We start from the raw sequence: 19,950 nt of genomic DNA, 5'->3' as shown, positions 1-19,950 counted from the left end.
ATCCGAAGTAAGGTTAATTACTGCTGCTACCCGTCGACATTTTTCCGCCCTCTTCCTGGTCATAAAAATCAGGGATTGGATGGCTGTAGCTGTCGAGCCAGCGCTGATAGGCAAGCTCACGCTCAGCGGGTGTAGCGCTCTGCAATTTGGCGGATGCGGCTCGGCCATCACGTTGTATGGCTAACCAACTTTCGGTTTTTGACGGCTGTGGAAGTGGTCTGCTAGTCACCTTGTCATCTGCTTGCACAAGCATTGGCAGGAGCAAGCCCAAAGCCAACAGACTGCAAGTTACCCACTGGGTCTTTGGTGAGCTGTTCATGGCAAGACGTCCTGCTCAATATGGCTGATGGTTTCGGCCAATACGCCCACAGCTTCCGGGGGGCTTGTTGAATCCTGACTGGCCAGTGGCAGTGAGATTGCAGCAGACTTTAATTGTTGCGAACGCGTGAGGGCCTCACGCACCTGGGTTGCACTCAGGTGCAGACGCGAAACCAGATCAGCGGCTTGTTGTGACTTGTCTTCAACAAACAACAGCGCCAGCAAATTGGTTGCAGGCAAGGTATCGGACTGGCTCAGCTCGACGGCGGTTAGAAACTCAAATCGCGCATCGTCGGTGCGATTCTGGTTGAGGTACACCACGCCTAGGTCATTACGGATCTTCGCATCAGTAGGTGCCAGGGAAGCCGCACGCTCCAGTCGCTGAGTGGCTTCTGCCTGATCGCCACGGGCAGCGGCAAGTTGACCAAGCCCCTGCTCACCTGCAGCCGTCAGGCAGGTTCCGATTAAACTTTGATACAGCGCTTGGGCTTCTCCACGACCAATGTTGCGCATGATCCGCGCTTGGCGAAGACGCACCTCCGGTGAGGATTGCGGCAGCCCTTGCAAGTGAGCCAGCGCCGCATACAAGCGGCCTTCATCGGCCATTTCTTTAGCAAGATTAAGCCCCAGCTCTTGCTCTTGCGTTGGCTTGTTCGCACAGTCTTCGCCGTTGTCAGCAGCAAATCCCGGTGTCACTTGGTGTGCGGCACAACCACTGAGTAGCGCAGCACATAGGACACTGCAAGACATGGCTACTAATTTCATGAAATACCTCCAAGAGCGCGGCTGATTGCACTCAATCCAGGGCCTGCCAGAACGATCAGCAAAGCAGGAAACAGAAACACCATCATCACCACTGACATTTTTCCTGACAGCTTGGAAATGTATTCCTGAAGATTGGTTAAGCGCCGCTCATCGAGGAGTTTTTTCAGCGCTAACAAGGAGTTCATGGCACCGCCGCCTTGGCGGATCAATTGCTGCAAGATGGCCAGGCTGTCGCTGAGTTCGTCCACATCCAGCTGCTTGCCCATAATCATCAGCTCATCGGCCAGTTCCAGGCCGGAATCAACGTGTTTTAGCACCGCGTCCAATTCAGCAGTGAGCACGGGCAATAGCTGTTTGCTTTCAAGGCTGATGACCCGCAGCGACTGTTCAACCGTCAGCCCGGCATCAAACAGAATGCGTAGCAGCGGAATAAAAATAGAGACTTCATTGACTAATTGCTGCTGACGCCGAGCGGCGGCAATCGACAACACACGCTTGGGCAATAAGAAGCCGCAGCCTGCAGCGAGGACCATATACACCCATGCATTTTTCGGTGGTTGCCCCAGCATTGAAATCACCAATACCGCTGCCCCCAACATCAAGACGGGAGCGACCACTTGGCAAGCTAAATAGAAGGCTCGCTGATTAGCCCGACGCCAACCGATACGGTTAAGCAGCACATGGCTTTCACCATCAAGACTAAGGAGCTTGCGACCCAAACGGCTGCGCCCTATCTGCTGGATAAATGCATCACTACGCCGGCCCTTATGCTGAAACTGTTCGCGCCCGCCCGACAAACGTCTGGCGACCAAAGCGCGTACCCGTTGTTGCTGCAAAGCGTTGGCGATCAACAACCCGCCAGCCATTGCGAGCAGTAGCGCCATCACGGCCCAAGCCATATCAGACACTCCTCAGCATGCGCCACAACATCACGGTGCCGATCACTTGCAGGATAAATGCACTCAACAGCATTTTCTGGCCGCTGCTATCGAGCCACATATTCATTAAATAGCTGGGATTGACCGCCAATATGTAGGCCGCCATGCAAATCGGCAGTACACCCAAAACCACGGCAGTCAGCCGGGTTTCACCGGTCATCGCGCGAAGCTGACGGGCCATTTGCTCGCGCTCCTGAATCACCTTGATCAGGTTTGCCAACAGTTCAACCGCGCTGCCCCCAAAACGATGATTAACCTTGACCCCCAAGGCGAGAATACGCAGCTCCTCTTGCTGATAGAGTTCAGCGACATCATCCAGCGCCTCGGGCAAGCTGACGCCCAGCTGTACGTTGCGCTGCACCCTCAGCAACGCGCCATGCAAGGGCTCCGGCGAGGTATCAATGCCTTTGATAAGGGCGTCACCCAAGGTCCGCCCGGTTTGCAGGCTGCGCATCACTTGATCGAGCATTTGCGGCAATTGATGAACCACTCGGCGCAGTCGCCGCCGATAACGCCAACTCAGCAACAGGTGCAGGGCTAAAAGTGGCAACACCAAGGCAATCAATCCAAGCATCCAGCCACCCAGTAACTGGGCGACTACCAGCAGCGCTATCCAACAGCTGAGCAGGATGCCAAGCCGGTCATTGGGCAGCTTAAAACCTGCGCGCAGAAACGCCCGCTCCAGCCACCCCCAGCGAGCCTGTTTAGCGATTGCAGGTTTGGCATGTGCAAGCCGCTCAATGACTTGTTCTGAGCGCGACTGACGCCAACCGTGCTGCAAAAGCAGCAAGGCCAGCGCAGCCAGTACCAAGCAGACAGCAGCCAGTAGCAGCGGCGCTTTCATTGCAGTTCCCGCCATGCGTGCTGAAGTTTTTCGCTGGCCGGATTCATGGCTTCACGCAGGAAGCGGCCTGAGTGACGCTCAAGTCGAAATAGTGTGTTGGTGACATAGACACCATCACGAATGCCCACCACCTCAACCACCTCACTGACGCAGCGGCGACCGTTCGGCAAGCGAGTGAGCTGGATCACTACATCCAGTGCGGCACAGATCATCTGACGGAGCGTGCGCTCAGCCACTTGCCGTCCGGTAAGCCCGACCAAGGTTTCCAGTCGCAGCAATGCATCCTGCGCACTGTTGGCGTGTACGGTGCTCATTGAGCCATCGTGACCGGTGTTCATGGCTTGCAGCACGTCAATAACTTCCACACCGCGAATCTCGCCAAGAATGATCCGGTCCGGGCGCATGCGTAAGGCGTTACGAATTAAGTCACTGGCCATTACCTCACCATGCCCTTCCGCATTCGGCGGGCGGGTTTCAAGGCGAACAACGTGCGGATGATTGAGCTGTAATTCGGCTGTGTCTTCGATGGTCACCAGTCGCTCTTGCTCAGCGACCAACAAGCTCATCACGTTAAGCAAGGTGGTTTTACCGGTGCCGGTACCACCGCTGACAAGCACGTTGCAGCGCTGACTCACCGCCAGACGGAGAAACTGCAGGACGGCTTCATCCACCGATTGGTGGGCCAGCAAATCGGCACTTTGCAGTAAGTCTTTGCGAAACTTACGCACTGACAAACAAGGCCCATCCAGCGCGATGGGTGGGATGATCGCATTCACCCGGCTGCCATCTGGCATACGCGCATCGACCATGGGGCAAGACTCATCAAGCCTGCGTCCGAGCGGAGCCAGGATTCGCTGGATAACCCGCTGCACGTGCTGATCGTCAATAAAACGCAGGTCGCTTTGATGGAGCATACCGTCGCGCTCGATAAACACCCGGTGCGGGCCATTGACCAAAATTTCAGTCACCGAGGCGTCGTGCAAGAGCACCTCCAGCGGGCCGAAACCGGTGAGTTCATCGACCAGTTCCTCAGCCAACCGCTCCATCTCATAGCGCGACACGGCGAGGTGATGGCGGTTTACGTAATCAACCACTCGCTCAGTGACAAAATGGGCGATTTGCGGCCGGGGGCTTTCCAGAATATTGACGCCTTCATCGTCAATGGCATCAATGATAAAGCGGTGCAGCACCAGCTTAAGCCCCTGCCCTTCATACTCGCCTTCCTGGCTGTAACGAGCAGTTCCGCCGAACAGTGTTTCGCCACTCATGCGGATTTCCTCCTAGGCCAAGGCCAACGGGAAGCGCCCGGTGCCTTGCGCCGCTCAGCCAACAAGCAGCCCAACTGGCGAAGCGCTTTGCTGATCCGCTCACGGGGCGCTACCTCAAATAAACTGCGGCCCAGGTTGCGTGCACTCATGCGTACCTCAGGACTGGAGGGCAACACTTGCAACACGGGCAGGCTGTAGGTTTTACCCAGGGTTTCACTGTCGGGTGCGACGCTGGGCATATAGCGGTCAATCAGTAGGCTGGCGTTGTGCAACTTAACGCCGGCATCGCGCCAGCTACTGAGCAGTTCGAGGTTGCGCTGACAACCCGAAACGCTTTGGTCGGTGCACCACAACATTCGCTCAGCGTTAGTTGCAAACAAACGCAAAGCCTCGCTATCCGGCTGTCCGGCAAGGTTGATCACAATATATTGGAAGTGCTGACGTAACGCCCCGAGCAGCAGATACAACTCCGCGGCGGTGGCGGTTTGCAAAGGTTGATCCTTGGTTGTCTGCGACAACACGCGCAGGCCACAACGGGTTTGACTGAATGCACTGTCAATCAGGCTTGCATCCATACGCCGGGTATTACGCATGGCATCAGCAAAGTTGAACGATGCCTGTAAACCCAAGGCTGCCAAACATTCCCCTTGAGGCAGCCCCAAATCAAGCAGCAAGGTGGTTTGATCGGTCTGACATATGGCCAGCGCCAAGTGGCTGGCGATCAAGCTGATGTCTGCATCTTGCTGGCGTGAGCAAAGGGCGATCAGTTTGCCGGTTTGCGCCGTCGGTTGCAGGCTGGGCATGCGCCGACCGAGGTGCCGGACCAAGCCGGTTACCTCGCTGGTACGCGCGCCGTAGGCGATAAAATCACGAGCGCCTGCGCGCATGGCGCTCAAGACCAACTGGTTGTCCAAACCGTCACCCAGGGCGACAATCGCCAGCATCGGCTTGGCTTCCAGCACACCTTCAATCAGCGAACTCTGCGCCACCAGGTTTTCCCGGTCCAAGCCCACAAACAACAGACCGGCTCCGGTCACGTCGGCCAATGACAGCACTTCGTTCAACGCGCCGTGGCCCACCTTAAGTACTTCGCCCAATGAGCTCAGCGATCCGCGCAACCATTCAAGGTCAGCCTCATTACGGGTCAAGGCTAAAAATGTTTGACTCATAGCCACCCCCTATTGCGACAGACCGGAACGTTTATCGAAATCACCGTTCTCGAAGAAGTACATTTTGAAAAAATTCGGATCATAGTGGCGCAGGTTCTCACCCGGCAAAGAAGGCATTTGCGCGTCAGCAGCAAGCGGCTGCACCAGATGCGGAGTAACGATCATCAGCAACTCACGGTCTTCACGGCTGATATTGGTTGAACGAAAAAACGCCCCTAGAATTGGGATATCGCCCAAACCCGGAAACTTGTTCAACTGCGCGTTATTACTGCTGCTGATCAAACCGCTGATCACAAAGCTTTCGCCATCGGCCAAGCTGATACTGGTATCAGTGCGGCGCACATTCAGGGCTGGCACAGTGGTACCGGCAATCTCAATACCGTTTTGGAAGTTCAACTCGCTCACCTCAGGCGCAACCTTGAGGTTGATTCGGTTGTTGCCCACCACCGTCGGCGTCAGCGTCAGGCGTACGCCAAATTCTTTGTACTCGATGCTGATGTTGTCGCTGCCATTGCTCGGCACTGGCACCGGAAACTCACCGCCCGCAAGAAAACTGGCACTCTGACCACTTAATGCAACCAGACTTGGCTTAGCCAAGGTGTAGGCAAAACCGCTGTTTTCCAGGGCATTCAACAACCCCAGAACCTTACTGCTGCCTCCGCCAAAGACAATATTGAAGCCACTGTTTACCAGCGGAATCGCCGGACTGATGCCCCCAACCAAACCGGGAGAAACAGTCACACCGCCGACGGTGCCGGGGGCACCAAAAAGAAAGTTGTTGGAGCCGGTGCCGAATATCGAAGTGCTGGCCTGTTTCATCTTGCTGCGGCTGACCTCGACAAAGCGGATGTCAGTCTGCACTTGGCTGGCCGGTTGCTCTAATGAATCTGGCAGAACCGGCCGGGCAAGAGCGGCCGTAGCCACACCTTCGACATACACCATGCTGCTACGCGGCTGGGCGCTGCATGAAGTCCAGACCATCAAGCTGGTGGCGCCTGACTTTTTACCCAGCAACAAAAAACTGTCATTGCCGATGAGGCGTACGTCAGCAATCTCGGGATCACCCACGGCCAAACGCTTGATCGCCATTGGATAGCGAATTTGCTGCTGCAAGCTTTGCCCCACTTCGATCACCGCAGGCACGGCGGCAAGTGATGAACACCCCGCCGGTGCAGCCAGCGCCTGAGGGATACCGACTACCGTGCAGGCCAGCAAACTCAGGGTAAAAACGATCCGACGACTCATACAGATCATGCGTGGGCTTCCTTGCGGGTCAGGGTGTTTGCCAAGAGTTTTCTACGCCGCGAAACACCTGTATCCCAGGGTTACGGGCAACGGCTTGCGAACTTTGTTTTACGTTGGCAACGCGGGGCGCGGGCTTGCCCTCAAGCTGGTTAATCGGCAGCAGGTTGCGGGTCTTATCATCGAGCGCAACCATCTCGACTTCGCCAGCTGCGTAGCGCGCTTGTAAGTGCTCATCTGCACTGCGCACAGCCAAGCGCAAGATACCGGCCTGACTGGCCAGCATTAGACGGGTCACCCATTCCTGCGGAACCCCCAGAACGACACTGCGCCCGGCTTTAGCAGGTTTGTTCTGATCATCCTTGTCCTTGTGCTGCAACGCTTGGCCTTGCAGGTTCGGGCCTAATGCCTGGCCGTAACTCAAGAGCCGCACAGCAGGCACTGCAACCTGGGCGGTTTGCTGTTGCTGGCCGTCCTTTTCCTGCATAAACAGCAGCACATCGACGTAATCCCCAGGGCGCACATGCCCGCCGCCACTGACGATTTCATCGACTGCAACGGCAACCGCGCGCTCTTGTGGGCGGATCATTTGTGCCAAGGGGCCGCCCGCGGCAAAACTTTCCTGGCTTAACCAGGTGCCAACACCAATTGGATTCCAGGTGCTGCGCCCAACGACTTGTTCGATGCTGGTAAAACTATCGGGGGGTGCAACACGCAGCATCTCAATGCCGACATCTTCAGCCGTGATGGGTACAAATGGCGCCAGGGGTTTAACGGCGACTACCACGGCCGTGCGCTGCACGCTGTCAGTCGCCTGATCGATAAGCGCACCTATGGTTTGAGGTTGCTCGCTTACAGGCGGCGCAGTAGCCGCTTCAGGTACGGGGAGAGGTTGTTGACTCAGGGTTATTCCCCAATAACCTGCCACCGCTGCTCCCAGCAATAGCACTCCAGCCAACGCCATGGTTACCCGGCTGTCCATGATGACTCACTCCTTTGACCTGACAACTAGTGAATGCCTTATTGTTTTACGTGTGCGGCATCAATACAGGTGGCGGAAAACGGATAAAGCGGCTGTGCCTGTTACGGTTGTGAGGTTCCCATTCCACTCACAAAGGTTCGCGCTAAGGAACCTCTGAAAAACTACTGCGCTAGGTATTGCGGCGTTAAAAATCTGCTCACAGCCTCTGGCTGAACGCACTTTAGTGCGGCCCCGAAGGGGTGAGCTATGCGAATCAAATGCTCATTTAAGACAACTAAACTGCGCTTTTTCGCATCTTTTTGCCTTGTACTCCCGTCGCTCGCTACCTTTTTCAGAGGATCCCTAAAGCCGTTACTGCCCACTACAGTGATAGCGCTAATTACGCCACTTAACCACTATGACTTTATAACTATACCCATGGGTCTAATTACTTCTTACAGTTGCGCTGAATCGAGGCGTGAACAACTATCTACTGGCAAGTACGTCTGAGAATAAGGAGATTAAGATGTCCCTCATTAATGTGATTCGAAAACTGCACATTGCCGCCGTGGTTAAAACGCATAAATTTATCAAAGAAGAAAAAGGCGCGGCCGGTATTGAATATGCAATCGTGGCGACTTTAGTTGCGGTGGCATTGGTCGGATTTGCCGGCCCCATCAGTACTGAGGTTAAAAGTATATTCAGCGACATTTGTACTGCTATAGGCTCACAAAGCTGTCCGTCCTAGTTAACACTAACGCTATTCATTAGTTGTATAACCAGGAGACACGCCATGCTCCTTTCATCCACCGAGCAACACGAGTTGCTGTTGGTCGATGATGAAGCGGACACGCTACTGGAATTGACTGAGATACTGGAGCTGGAGGGCTATTGCTGTCACACGGCTACGTCGGTGCGCAAAGCCCTTGAGCAACTGACCCATCATCCCTATATCGGGCTGGTGATCACTGACTTGCAGATGCCAGAAGAGAGCGGCGTAAAGCTGATTCAACACCTGCGAGCTCATTGCTCACGGCAACACTTACCGATCATCGTTACCTCATACCACAACGCTGCGGACGAGGTGGTTGATGTACTCGGACTTAATGTTATCGATTTCTTCCAGAAGCCGATTTATCACAATCGACTGCTAGAAATACTCAATAGACTGCTACCTGCAATGCCGGTAAAAGCCGTGCGATTATAACCCCAAAGCATCTGACTCAAACGCGCTCCCTACCCCTGCGGTACGGAGCGTTTTTTATTGCGCACATTGCTGATCTGGCGACCTCGCATCTCTGACCACTGCGCCGGCCCTAGATATCGAAGCGTGGCTCTCAACCGGGCCCCGTTAAGGAACCTCTGAAAAACTACTGCGCTAGGTATTACGGCGTTAAAAATCTGCTCAAAATGCTCATTTAGGACAACTAAACTGCGCTTTTTCGCATCTTTTTGCCTTGTACTCCCGTCGCTCGCTACCTTTTTCAGAGGATCCTTAAGAGTCCATGGGGACTCGCTCAATTTGCCCGGTGTTTGTTTCAGCCTCTCTAAAGTTGATAGCTAAAGCTTAGAGTCAAGCGCGGCCGGCGGTTATTGCTGTCGAGCGCGACATCAGACATGGGTTTGGCTGCCTCCAGTGAGATGTTGTAATAACGTGCATCACCAAAGCGTAGGCCCAAGGCTGCCGAGGACAACTGCGAAGTCGGTAAGGGCAAGTCGTTATACCAGCTGCGCGCCGCATCCACTGCAATATAGGGCTGCAACAGACGCAACCAGTCACTCTCACGACGGTAGCTGTAATTAAGCTCATAAGAAGCGCCCCAGCCCTTGTCGCCGGAGGCTTGATCGCTGGGGTAACCACGGCCAAAGTTTTGTCCACCCAGCACCACTGTTTCAGCATCTGGCAGGTTGTCATCCGTCCAGTAGAGCGCCGCAGAGATAACCCCTTGCCAGTTGTCCCAGAACTGATCGCTTTGCACCCCAGATAAGCGCACCCGCAGGAAATCCAGATCATAAAGCGGGTTATCCGTGTCCGCGCCCATGCCATCGACACCCTGATAGAGACCCGCACTGAGAATACGCAAGCGCTGGCTGGTGGCCTGACGCCAGTCTGTTTCAAGCCCGAATACGCGAATATCGGTGTCGTCATCAATGCTCAGTGGAAACCCGACCACATCAAACTGGCTCTTGTCGTTAACGGCATAAAGCCGGGAGCCAACAGTCCACAGGCGATCCGGTGCGGCAATCAGCGGATGGCTCAAGCCTATTGAGTAGCGATCATTCTGGCGCTTGCGGGTCAACTCGATGCCGTTATCCAAGCGCAAACGGTCATGGGGCTCGCTCTTGTAGGTCGAGCCATACAGGCTTAACTGAGTGCCTTCACTGCCGAGAAACTGGCTGTAATCCAACCGGTAGTAGCGCTCTTCATCCTCACCCGGCGGTACCAAGGCACTTAAGGTCAACTGCTCAGCCAATGCCGTCTGGGCGTTGCTGCTGGCCGACAAGACGGCCTGGAGCTGATCACGGCTGCTGTCGCTCAGGTTCATGGATGAGGTCCATGGCTTGCGCGATGCTTCGGCAATCAAGGTGGTTGCACCGTCTGTTGTACCGGGTGGCGGCACCTGCGCCCCCACAGTCAGACCAGGCACCATGGTCAGGAGCGTGGTGTAGCGTTCAAAGGTTTTACGGGTTAACGGACGTTCGCCCTGAATCTTATCCAGCAACTTGCGTACATAGCTCGATACCGGGCCAATGTCACCGCGCAACTGGTAGTCCTTCACATACCCTTCAACCAGTACCACGCGCACAACACCCTCATTAAAGGACTGCGGCGGCAGATACGCATAAGACAACAGGTAGCCGTCATCCTGATAACGCTGAGTGATGCTGCGAGTCGCCGTGATCAGCTCGCCAATACTGGCCTCGCGTCCAACCAGAGGCTGAAAGATCGCGGCAACTTCATTAAGGGAATAGACACTGCCGCCGGCAATTTGAATATTGCGCACAGCCACCTTAGACCCCATCTGCAGTTGCGAAGGCTGTGGCGCCGGGACTTGTAGATCAGGGGTGGTCGGCCGGTAAGCATCAACCGGAAGGTTGGGTGTGGGAAGGTTACGTTCGACATCATTACTGTTGAGGTAGCTTGGCAGTTGTTGCGCCAAGGCCAATTGGGAACAAGAAAGACTCAGTAAAACCGGGACTATCAAAGCGCGCATAGGACACTCCATGACCAAACTACTGACACGTTTAAACCAACACAAACAAAAATGACGCCGAACCCCAGGGAGAGGGCTCGACGCCTAATGTTGTCGACTATTTACGGTTTAGCAGGCCTCCAGTCAGGCCACCGCTTGCACCACCGTTCACAGCGACACCAGCTCCAACTCCACCCAGCAACCCTCCTTTCAATAAGCCACCTGAAGTACCGTTACCTGTTGTTGCACCTTTGACTAAACCGCCCAAGGCACCCACAGTCTGGCCTACAGTGTTCACCGTGTTACCCACTTGGTTTAAAACCGGGTTGCTGCTGGCAGCGGCAACCTGAGAACCAAGACCACTTACCACCCCGCCCACTTGATTAAGAACCGCATTGACCGGCGTGCCTAATTTGGTCGCGTCTCCGACCTGCTGTGTGACACTGCTTACACCGCTGACTACCGGCGTAACGGCACTGCTCAAGGCTGCACCTGCAACAGTCAATGGCTGGGTCAAGGCGTTGTTGGTATTAGCTACCCCACTGCCGCCAACCAACGACCCCAGTGAAGCAACAGTCCCGCCAGCCGCAATGCCGTTAACCGCTGCACCACTGACAACCCCGTTGGCGCTGCCGATATTGAGGCCGTTACTGAGTGATTGAACTGCACCACCGGTGGTTTCAAGCAAGCCCCCAACCGGGCCACTGAGTTTGGCTTTCTGCCCTATCGCACCTGTTACACCGCTGGTACTTGCGACCAAGGTGTTGAGGCCGCCTGCGGCTAATGGCAGACCGGAAGTGCCTTCACCGCTGCCATTAACATAACCGCCAGTAGTCGCCACTGTGCCGCCAACACCGCTGAGCACACCGCCTACTGCGTTAGTTAAAGGATTGCCACCGCCAGCACCGGCGACCTGATCACCCAGCCCACCAACAGCGCCACCCACCTTGGCAACTAAACCTGTCACCGGCTGACCCAGCCCAGTTGCAGTGCCGAGGGTTTGAGTTGTGCCTTCAACAATACTGACCACTGGCACCAGCACTTTGGAGCCAAGTTGATCTGTCACCTGCCCTAAAGGCCCTGTGGTGCTGGCAACACTCAAGGTGTCTCCAAGCATGGTCACGCGCTCACCCACACCGTCAACAACGCCGCCGACTTGGCTGACAACACCACCGACTAAAGGCACTTGTTGAATGGCGGAGGAAGCCCCAACTCGCTGCAAAGAAGTCCCCACACTGGAAACCCCAGTGCCCAGGTCGCCTGCTGCATTACCAACGCCGGCCACGGTGATGCCAACGGAGTTGCTGTCTGTACCGAGCTGACCCAAGCCATCATTGAGACCGGCACTTACACTGTTAACCGCTGCACCTGTTGACGAGACTAAACCGCCGACACCTGAAGTCAGGTCGGTGCTGCCTGCAATTGGGGTATTGGCGATTTGATCGCCGAGATCGGTCAAGCCATCGCCAACAGCGCCAGTCGCGTTACCGAGGTTATCGACCACAGTGGCCGTCACCAGTGGCGTTGGCGCTGCGCCAGGATTAGGGTCAACTGGATCACCGCCTCCTGGCGTCGGGTCTGTTGGATCTGTTGGATCTGTTGGGTCGGGAATCTGGCCAACGGTGTCACCCCCCCCTGTTCCATTGCCATTGCCTGAACCATTTCCGGCTCCATTGCCTGCACCATTTCCGCTGCCATCACCATTGCCTGTGCCATTTCCACTGCCGTCACCATTGCCTGTCCCGCTGCCATCATCAGTGGTCGAAACAGGGTCTGATGAACTGCCATTGACTTTGCTTTTGGAGCCACCACCGCCGCTGCTGCAACCGGTAGTGGCTGACATCATAAGAATCAGTGCAAGTGCTGTAGTTGTTTTAATTATTGCGGAGCTGTTCATGATCAGAGTCCTTCATAAGTGTTGTATATCTCTGAGGTTTAATGCCGCCAAACCTCAACAACCTGTGACTTATAAAAGTACAACCCGACCTTCACAACAACGTGTATCTTGGTATTAACAGTTTATATAACCCCCCTTAATTAACGCCCCTTAGTCACTCCCAACTAATTACAAAGTTATAATGCACTTTACCGCGCTTACATAACACACTTACATAACGCACTTACTACGCTATAGCTTGGAATTTCTTATATTTCCAGCTGACGTGACTAGTTGCGTCCTGCCCATCGTTGGGTTAATAAAGTTCGCACGGTGGTTTTTCAGCCGTATCTTTGCGGCATAATGCGCTGCCCTCGCCAAAGGAATTACCCCATGCCCGCTCCGATCTGGTGGTTACTCGCCCTGCCTTTTGTCGCAGGCGCTTGTCTACCACTACAAGCCGGTATCAATGGCCAGTTGGCCAAGCAGGTATCCAGTGTGCTGGCCGCATCGCTGATTTCGTTCGCCGTGGGAACCACGGCCTTGTTACTGCTGGTATTGGTCCAACGAGAAGTCCCTTCACTTAGCGCACTTAAAGGCCTGACATGGTGGCACTGGTGCGGCGGCATGCTCGGCGTAATGTTTATTGCAACCGCTGCATTTGCAGGCCCGCGCGTAGGTGCCGTGTTGTTTATGGCCTTGGTAATTGCCGGGCAACTGACCATGGCTGTTACCCTGGATCATTTCGGCTGGGCCGGTTTTAAAGAGGCACCTATCAGCGCCGGAAAGATTGGCGGCTTGCTGTTGATTGTCGCCGGAATCTGGCTTATTCGCCGCGGCTGAAGGTCGGGAACGCTCTGAATGTAACGGCATGTGTGTTATTTTGCCGACCAAACTTAAAGCCTCCCTCTGCTCGGCGCGCCGCTTTGCTGCCCGCTGAACTGGAATGCATTCGTCATATCAGCCCCTCGCTACACAGCCTCGGGCACGCGCCTCACTGGAATTTGTCATGCTGCAATCATTGAAAAACACCTGGCTGTTCAACTTACGCGGCGACATTCTCGCTGGTCTCGTGGTTGCTCTTGCCTTGATTCCTGAGGCGATCGCCTTCTCGATCATTGCTGGCGTCGACCCCAAAGTCGGCCTCTACGCCTCATTCTGTATTGCGGTGGTCATTGCCTTTGTTGGCGGTCGCCCCGGTATGATTTCCGCCGCCACGGGTGCCATGGCACTGCTGATGGTGACCTTGGTCAAAGATCACGGCCTGCAATACTTGTTGGCGGCATCCTTGCTCTGTGGCGTTCTCCAAATCGGTGCTGGCTACCTCAAACTGGGCTCGTTGATGCGCTTTGTCTCGCGCTCGGTGGTCACGGGTTTTGTTAACGCCCTGGCGATCTTGATATTCATGGCGCAATTGCCTGAACTCACCAACGTCACGTGGCATGTATACGCCATGACGGCGGCTGGGCTTGGCATCATTTACCTGTTCCCCTATGTGCCGGTAATTGGCAAAGTGATTCCTTCACCGCTGGTATGCATCTTGTCGTTAACCGCAGTGGCTGTTGCGCTGGGTCTCGACATTCGCACAGTGGGCGATATGGGCGAACTGCCTGACACTCTGCCAATCTTCCTCTGGCCGGATGTGCCACTCAACTTCGACACCTTGGCGATCATCTTCCCGTACTCGGCCGCAATGGCCGTGGTGGGTCTGCTTGAGTCGATGATGACCGCCACTATCGTTGATGACCTGACCGACACCAGCAGCGATAAAAATCGCGAATGCAAAGGCCAGGGCGTGGCCAATATCGCGTCCAGCCTGCTCGGCGGCATGGCCGGTTGCGCGATGATCGGCCAATCGGTAATCAATGTTAAATCCGGGGGCCGTGGTCGCCTGTCCACGCTGATTGCCGGTGTGGTGCTGCTGATCATGGTGGTGTTTTTAAGCGACTGGGTCAGCAAGATTCCGATGGCGGCATTGGTTGCGGTGATGATCATGGTCTCCATCGGCACCTTCAGTTGGGATTCGATCCGCAACCTCAAGCACTACCCCTTGTCGACCAATATAGTCATGCTCGCCACCGTGACGGTTGTGGTGTTCACCCACAACCTGGCCTATGGCGTATTGGTCGGCGTGTTACTGGCGGCCATGTTTTTCGCCAATAAGATTGGTCACTTCCTGTACATCGAATCCGAAGTGGACAACGCGGCCACCCACCGCACTTATTTAGTCGTAGGTCAGGTGTTCTTTTCCTCATCGAGCAAGTTCACTGATGCCTTTGATTTTAAAGAAGCGATTGATAAGGTCACGATTGACCTGACGCGTGCCCACTTCTGGGATATCACCGCTGTGGCTGCGCTGGATAAAGTCGTACTCAAACTGCGCCGTGAGGGTGCAGAAGTCATAGTGCTAGGCTTGAATGAAGCCAGTGCCACAATTGTCGATCGCTTTGGTGTGCACGACAAACCCGAAGCCGCTGACAGCTTGATAGGTCATTAAAGACTAAATAAGGATGTGCCCATGTCAGAAGTACTCGCCTGCATCGATGGTTCAACCACCGCATCTGCTGTTTGTGATTACGCTGTATGGGCAAGTCAGCGCCTGCAAACTTCACTGACGCTTCTGCATGTTTTGGATAAGACGCAGTACCCCCAGCGCAGTGACTTGAGCGGCATCATCGGCCTTGGCACTCGCGAGCACCTGCTTGAAGAACTGGCAAGTGTTGACCAACAGCACAGTAAACGGGCGCTGGAACAAAGCCATTTAATCCTCGAAACGGCGCAAGCACGTGCCATTCAGGCAGGCATTAGTGCGCCCCTTATGCGTCAACGCCATGGCAGCTTGGTTGAAAGCCTCGCAGCGTTTGAGGAAAGCATTCGCTTACTGGTTATCGGTCGCCACAGCGCCACCAACGATAACGTCTCAGAGCACGTTGGCAGCCAGTTAGAGAATGTTATCCGCACAGTGCAGCGCCCTGCGTTGATCACCTGCGGTGACTTCCTTGCGCCACAAAGTTATTTGTTTGCCTATGATGGCAGCTTCACTGCTCGCAAGGCCTTGCAGATGGTTGCAAGCAGCCCGTTACTGCAAGGTTTGCACTGCCATTTATTGATGGTTGGCAGCGATCGTACAGCCTGTGACGCCTTGCTGAATGAAGCGGCACAGGTGATTAACACTTCGGCTGGCGAAGTCACCATCGCCTGGCGTGAGGCAGATGTGGAGCCGTCGATTCGGACTTATCAACTGCAGCATAAAGTCGATCTGCTGGTGATGGGCGCGTATGGCCATTCGCGTATTCGTCAGTTGTTACTCGGCAGTACCACCAGTCAATTGATCGCTTCGAGTATCTGCCCGTTACTGATTTTACGTTGAGTTCAGCTTCGGCTAAAACTCAACGGCCGTAACGTATAGCCAAACCATGCTGCAGGCGCTCAAAAGTGCTGTCGATACAAATGGCCAACAAACCAATCAGCACAGCCCCCTGCAAAACATAAGCGGTGTTGCCGTTGACCAGCCCGGCAATCACCGGGTTACCCAAGGTGCTGGCACCAATGGTGGAGCCAATCGCCGCCGTGGCGATGGTGACGGTCACAGAGGTGCGGATACCTGCCAGTATCACCGGGCTGGCCAGTGGTAGCTCGACTTGCAGCAAGACTTGCAGCGGCGACATACCAATTCCGCGAGCGGCCTCCAACGCGGATGCTGGCAAGCCTTGCAACCCTGCCAAGGTATTGCGCAGCACGGGTAGCAAGCCATAAAGCATCAGCGCAAAAATAGTCGGCAGATTGCCAAATCCGAGTAACGGCACCGACAGTGCCAGTACTGCAACGGGTGGAAAGGTTTGTCCAATTGATGCGACCTGACTCACCAGCGGCAAGAAATCCCGTCCCCATTTGCGTGTCACCATCACCCCTGCCAAAACGCCAATCACAACAGAAACAAACGCAGCGATAGCGACTACAAAGAGGTGATTGAGCAGCAGTTGGGCGAAGCTCTCACGGTGGTAAATCACTTCCCGTGCAGCCGGTGCCAACTCGCGAAAAAAACCCTCTAACTGACCCATGCCAAACACGGTTAATGCCAGTAACCCCAGCCAGAACAGCGGCCCTCGCCAAGTCTTGAGTTGCTTACTCATGGCTGTGCAGGACTGCGCTGATTGGCAAAACACCCTGCGCAGATGAGTCAGGTCCGCGCACGCACAGCTGATCCACCCGGTGCCAAAGCATCAATGACAAGGCTTGGCGCAAGCTGCTGCCTGTTTCGATATCCAAGCTGGGCGGCTCACCACTGAGTGGCAACATAAATTGCTCGACACGCTGCAAGCTGGCACGCTTGAGGCCGCGTTCGCCTTGCCCCAAGAGATTTTCGACAAAGCTATTCGCCGGATTATTAAGCAGGTTTTGCGGGGTGTCGTATTGAACAACCCGGCCTTTATCCATCACCACAATGCGACTGGCCAAACGCAAGGCCTCATCAATATCGTGGGTCACAAAGACGATCGTTTTATGGATATGCGCCTGAATACGCAGCAACTCGTTTTGCAACGACTCACGGGTAATGGGATCGAGCGCACCGAAGGGCTCATCCATCAACAGAATATCCGGGTCTGCTGCCAGTGCTCGAGCAACACCGACACGCTGGGCCTGACCACCGGAAAGTTGGCTGGGGAATTTCGCGGCAAAGGCGGTGTAAGGCAGCGAGAGCAATTCAAGTAATTCACGCACCCGCGCCTCAATTTTATCGGCCGGCCAACCCAGCAGTCGCGGCACCACGCCGATATTGCGCGCCACCGTCCAGTGGGGGAACAAGCCGGTGCTCTGAATCGCATAGCCCATACGGCGGCGTAACAGTTCGCTGTCGAGCTTCGCGACATTTTCACCGTCAACCCATATCTCACCGCTGGAACAATCAATCAGCTTATTGAGCAAACGCAAGGTGGTGGATTTACCGCAGCCGGAGGTGCCGATAAATACGCAAATCTCACCCTTTTCAATGCGCAACGACAGGTTATCCACTGCTGTGATATCGCCAAACTGACGGCTGACATTGCGTAATTCAATCATGGCCTCGCCTTTCATTTAGGCGCTCCCGTTTTAGTCAGTGAAGCCAGTCCGCTAAACAAGGCATCCGCCAGTAGCGCCAAGATGATGGTCGGTAAGGCTCCAAGCAATACCAGATCCATGGCTCCTTGCCCCAAGCCCTGAAAAATAAAGCTGCCAAAACCACTCGCCCCAATCAAGGCAGCCACTGCAGTCAGGCCAATCGCCTGTATAGTGGTAATTCGCACGCCCTCAAGAATCACCGGCAGCGCTAATGGCAGGCGCACTTGGGCAAACACTTGCCAGCGGCTCATACCCATGCCACGTGCAGATTCAATCACTTCTGCGGCAACGCTTTGCAAGGCCACACAAGTGTTACGCACCACCGGCAACAAGCTGTATGCGATCAACGCCAGTAGTGCCGGGGCCCAACCGATGCCGCGCACACCCAGTTGTTGCAACAACGGCGAATGGGCAGACAGGTAGCTGAGCGGCGCAATGAGCAAGCCAAACAGCGCCAGGCTTGGAATGGTTTGAAAAAAGTTAAGCAAGGCAAAAACCGGGCGCTGCAACGACTCGACAGCAATGATCAGCCAAGCCAGTAGAAAGCCAAGCAGCAAGCTCACTAGCACAGCGCCACCCACCAAACTCAAGTGCCCATACAACAATTGCCAGAACGTCGCGCTACGGCTGTGGTATTCACGCAGCAGAGCCAATGGTGCCAGCGCCCCCGTGCTGATCAGCAGCCAAGTCACAGCGAATAACAGTCCGACAATGATCTTTACCCAGTAGCGCCCGCCGTCAATGCGCTGCTGTAATTCAACCAACAGCAGTACGCTAATAAACAGCAACCCCCAGCAACTGCCTGCCAGCCCAACGCGCGCATAGTTTTGCTCAGGATCGATGTGCAGCAGGCTAAACCAGGCGAGCGCCAACGGCAGTTGAATCAGCAATGCACCGCTAAGCGCAAGCATTAGCCAATAGCGAATGCGTGTCGGCCGCAGCGCCAGCCCCGCGACTGCCAGCAAAACGGCAACCACTGCACACATCCAAGGCCAACCTAACCCCGCCAGTAAACTGAAGCCCTTCCCAGGAACGATTCGATTAGCCTGCACACTTGCAAAGTCACCAAGGCATAGGATCAGCAGGGCCAGCACAGCCAGGGTCACAACAACCGGGTTACGCGCAAGCAACTGGGGTGCTGGCATTAATGACCGAGACCATCCAGAAAGGTGCGCGCAACCTGCTGTGGATCAGCACCATTGACCGCCACATCAGCATTGAGCTTTTGCAGGATTTTTTCATCCAAGGCAGCGAAGACAGGTGCCAGCAACGTTTCAATTTGCGGATATGCCTTGAGTACTTCTGCGCGGACCAACGGAGCGGGCTGATAGACCGGTTGCACGCCTTTGCTGTCCGTCAGGGCAACCAGATCGAGGGCACTCAAGCCCCCGTCAGTGCCATAGCTCATAGCGGCATTGACGCCGTTGGTTTGTAACGCGGCGGCACGCAAAGTCGCAGCGGTGTTCCCTCCCGACAGTACGACAAGCTGCTCAGGTTTGAGGGTGAAACCATAGGCTTTTTGAAAGGCCGGCAAGGCGGTGGGCGAATCGACAAACTCAGCACTTGCAGCAAACTTGAAGTCACCACCTTGCTTCAGGTACTTGGCCAGATCATCCAGCGAGGCCAAGTTATGTTCACGCGCCAGATCACCTCGAACACTCATGGCCCAGGTATTATTGGCATTGGCTGGCTGCAACCAAACCAGTTGGTTAGCCGCTAAATCGAGCTCTTTTACAGTGTTGTAGGCCTTGCTCGGGTCTTTCCATACATCGCTGTCTGCCCGATCAAAAAAGAACGCGCCATTACCGGTGTACTCAGGGTAGATATCAATCTCACCGGCAATAAGGGCCTTGCGCACAATACTCGTAGCACCCAGTTGTAGGCGCAGGCTAACTGGCACGCCGCCCTTCTCAAGGGTCTGCGCAATCAACTGACCAAGGATTGAACCCTCGGTGTCGATCTTCGATGAAATCACCACCGGTTTTGCTGCATAGGCAGCCGAAGCGCTAACCGCACACGCCAGCATTAGCCCCTGGACAAACTGTTTAAAACGCGAAGATACGCCCATCTCTTATTGCCCTGATTCTGCTCAATACGACGCCGTCATCAGCGCGCCCAAAAAGATGCCAGTAGCAATGACCATGTGGCGAGCCTATTGCACCGCCAGCCATTAATGACATCCGTGTGTGGCATAAGAGTAAAGCAGAGCGCTCGCCAGCGCCAAGTAATGGCCAAGCAATGTGCGCCTGGCTAGGCTCCTGGAGAGTGGTCGACG

General features: G+C 55.0%; 19 protein-coding genes. 5 read left to right on the top strand and 14 right to left on the bottom strand.

What is annotated here, in order from left to right:
- Nucleotides 1–13: 13 nt before the first annotated feature.
- The 8 genes from ACIGCM_RS08730 to cpaB are packed head-to-tail and all read right to left on the bottom strand — an operon-like array spanning nt 14 to nt 7,526.
- Nucleotides 14–319, bottom strand: coding sequence for a DUF3613 domain-containing protein (locus tag ACIGCM_RS08730; protein ID WP_397501644.1), 306 nt, complete (start codon nt 317–319; stop codon nt 14–16).
- Nucleotides 316–1,083, bottom strand: coding sequence for a tetratricopeptide repeat protein (locus ACIGCM_RS08725; protein ID WP_397501643.1), 768 nt, complete (start codon nt 1,081–1,083; stop codon nt 316–318). Before ACIGCM_RS08725 ends, ACIGCM_RS08730 begins: the two co-directional genes overlap by 4 nt.
- Nucleotides 1,080–1,982 (bottom strand): type II secretion system F family protein, encoded by a 903-nt coding sequence (locus ACIGCM_RS08720; protein WP_397501642.1) that lies wholly within the window; start codon nt 1,980–1,982, stop codon nt 1,080–1,082. Before ACIGCM_RS08720 ends, ACIGCM_RS08725 begins: the two co-directional genes overlap by 4 nt.
- A gap of 1 nt (nt 1,983) precedes the next feature.
- Nucleotides 1,984–2,865: a type II secretion system F family protein gene (locus ACIGCM_RS08715; protein ID WP_397501641.1), complete on the bottom strand. Its 882-nt coding sequence runs from the start codon at nt 2,863–2,865 to the stop codon at nt 1,984–1,986.
- Nucleotides 2,862–4,133, bottom strand: a complete 1,272-nt coding sequence (locus tag ACIGCM_RS08710; protein WP_397501640.1) for a CpaF family protein — start codon at nt 4,131–4,133, stop codon at nt 2,862–2,864. The genes ACIGCM_RS08715 and ACIGCM_RS08710 overlap by 4 nt, the downstream gene beginning before the upstream one ends.
- The gene (locus ACIGCM_RS08705) at nt 4,130–5,302 is read right to left on the bottom strand and encodes a pilus assembly protein (protein ID WP_397501639.1); all 1,173 of its coding nucleotides are present in this window, start codon (nt 5,300–5,302) and stop codon (nt 4,130–4,132) included. Before ACIGCM_RS08705 ends, ACIGCM_RS08710 begins: the two co-directional genes overlap by 4 nt.
- Before the next feature lie 9 nt (nt 5,303–5,311).
- Complete coding sequence (locus ACIGCM_RS08700; protein WP_397501638.1) at nt 5,312–6,556, bottom strand: type II and III secretion system protein family protein; 1,245 nt, start codon at nt 6,554–6,556, stop codon at nt 5,312–5,314.
- A 19-nt stretch (nt 6,557–6,575) separates the two neighbouring features.
- Nucleotides 6,576–7,526: a Flp pilus assembly protein CpaB gene (gene cpaB / locus ACIGCM_RS08695; protein WP_397501637.1), complete on the bottom strand. Its 951-nt coding sequence runs from the start codon at nt 7,524–7,526 to the stop codon at nt 6,576–6,578.
- A 505-nt stretch (nt 7,527–8,031) separates the two neighbouring features.
- Between cpaB and ACIGCM_RS08690 the strand changes: the two genes are divergently transcribed.
- The gene (locus ACIGCM_RS08690) at nt 8,032–8,253 is read left to right on the top strand and encodes a Flp family type IVb pilin (RefSeq protein ID WP_397501636.1); all 222 of its coding nucleotides are present in this window, start codon (nt 8,032–8,034) and stop codon (nt 8,251–8,253) included.
- A gap of 45 nt (nt 8,254–8,298) precedes the next feature.
- A complete protein-coding gene (locus ACIGCM_RS08685) occupies nt 8,299–8,712 on the top strand; it encodes a response regulator (RefSeq protein ID WP_397501635.1) in 414 nt (137 codons plus the stop codon).
- A 340-nt stretch (nt 8,713–9,052) separates the two neighbouring features.
- Here the strand turns inward: ACIGCM_RS08685 and ACIGCM_RS08680 are convergent, their stop codons facing one another.
- Both ACIGCM_RS08680 and ACIGCM_RS08675 read right to left on the bottom strand, forming a co-directional pair.
- Nucleotides 9,053–10,720, bottom strand: coding sequence for a ShlB/FhaC/HecB family hemolysin secretion/activation protein (locus ACIGCM_RS08680; protein WP_397501634.1), 1,668 nt, complete (start codon nt 10,718–10,720; stop codon nt 9,053–9,055).
- A 97-nt stretch (nt 10,721–10,817) separates the two neighbouring features.
- The gene (locus ACIGCM_RS08675; RefSeq protein ID WP_397501633.1) at nt 10,818–12,596 is read right to left on the bottom strand and encodes a collagen-like triple helix repeat-containing protein; all 1,779 of its coding nucleotides are present in this window, start codon (nt 12,594–12,596) and stop codon (nt 10,818–10,820) included.
- Nucleotides 12,597–12,968: 372 nt separating this feature from the next.
- On the opposite strand from ACIGCM_RS08675, the gene ACIGCM_RS08670 reads away from it, so the two are divergent.
- The 3 genes from ACIGCM_RS08670 to ACIGCM_RS08660 all read left to right on the top strand — a co-directional run bounded on the left by ACIGCM_RS08670 (nt 12,969) and on the right by ACIGCM_RS08660 (nt 15,945).
- On the top strand, nt 12,969–13,418 hold the full coding sequence (locus tag ACIGCM_RS08670) for a DMT family transporter (RefSeq protein ID WP_397501632.1): 450 nt from the start codon (nt 12,969–12,971) through the stop codon (nt 13,416–13,418).
- Between the two features lie 166 nt (nt 13,419–13,584).
- Nucleotides 13,585–15,072, top strand: a complete 1,488-nt coding sequence (locus ACIGCM_RS08665) for a SulP family inorganic anion transporter (protein ID WP_397501631.1) — start codon at nt 13,585–13,587, stop codon at nt 15,070–15,072.
- A gap of 21 nt (nt 15,073–15,093) precedes the next feature.
- Nucleotides 15,094–15,945 carry a universal stress protein gene (locus ACIGCM_RS08660; protein ID WP_397501630.1) on the top strand — a complete coding sequence of 284 codons (852 nt, stop codon included), beginning with the start codon at nt 15,094–15,096 and terminating at the stop codon, nt 15,943–15,945.
- A 19-nt stretch (nt 15,946–15,964) separates the two neighbouring features.
- Here ACIGCM_RS08660 and ACIGCM_RS08655 read toward each other — a convergent pair whose 3' ends face one another.
- Genes ACIGCM_RS08655 through ACIGCM_RS08640 form a run of 4 tightly spaced genes read right to left on the bottom strand, consistent with a single transcriptional unit; the run spans nt 15,965 to nt 19,743 of the window.
- A complete protein-coding gene (locus ACIGCM_RS08655) occupies nt 15,965–16,708 on the bottom strand; it encodes an ABC transporter permease (RefSeq protein WP_397501629.1) in 744 nt (247 codons plus the stop codon).
- Complete coding sequence (locus ACIGCM_RS08650; RefSeq protein ID WP_397501628.1) at nt 16,701–17,651, bottom strand: ABC transporter ATP-binding protein; 951 nt, start codon at nt 17,649–17,651, stop codon at nt 16,701–16,703. Before ACIGCM_RS08650 ends, ACIGCM_RS08655 begins: the two co-directional genes overlap by 8 nt.
- Nucleotides 17,648–18,820, bottom strand: a complete 1,173-nt coding sequence (locus ACIGCM_RS08645) for an ABC transporter permease (RefSeq protein ID WP_397501627.1) — start codon at nt 18,818–18,820, stop codon at nt 17,648–17,650. Before ACIGCM_RS08645 ends, ACIGCM_RS08650 begins: the two co-directional genes overlap by 4 nt.
- Complete coding sequence (locus ACIGCM_RS08640; protein WP_397501626.1) at nt 18,820–19,743, bottom strand: ABC transporter substrate-binding protein; 924 nt, start codon at nt 19,741–19,743, stop codon at nt 18,820–18,822. Before ACIGCM_RS08640 ends, ACIGCM_RS08645 begins: the two co-directional genes overlap by 1 nt.
- Nucleotides 19,744–19,950 lie beyond the last annotated feature (207 nt).

It is taken from the genome of Pseudomonas sp. NPDC078700 (assembly GCF_044542375.1).
Taxonomy (GTDB): domain Bacteria; phylum Pseudomonadota; class Gammaproteobacteria; order Pseudomonadales; family Pseudomonadaceae; genus Aquipseudomonas.
Note: the sequence above shows the minus strand (reverse complement) of the source record. Positions and strands in the feature narration are given on the sequence as shown.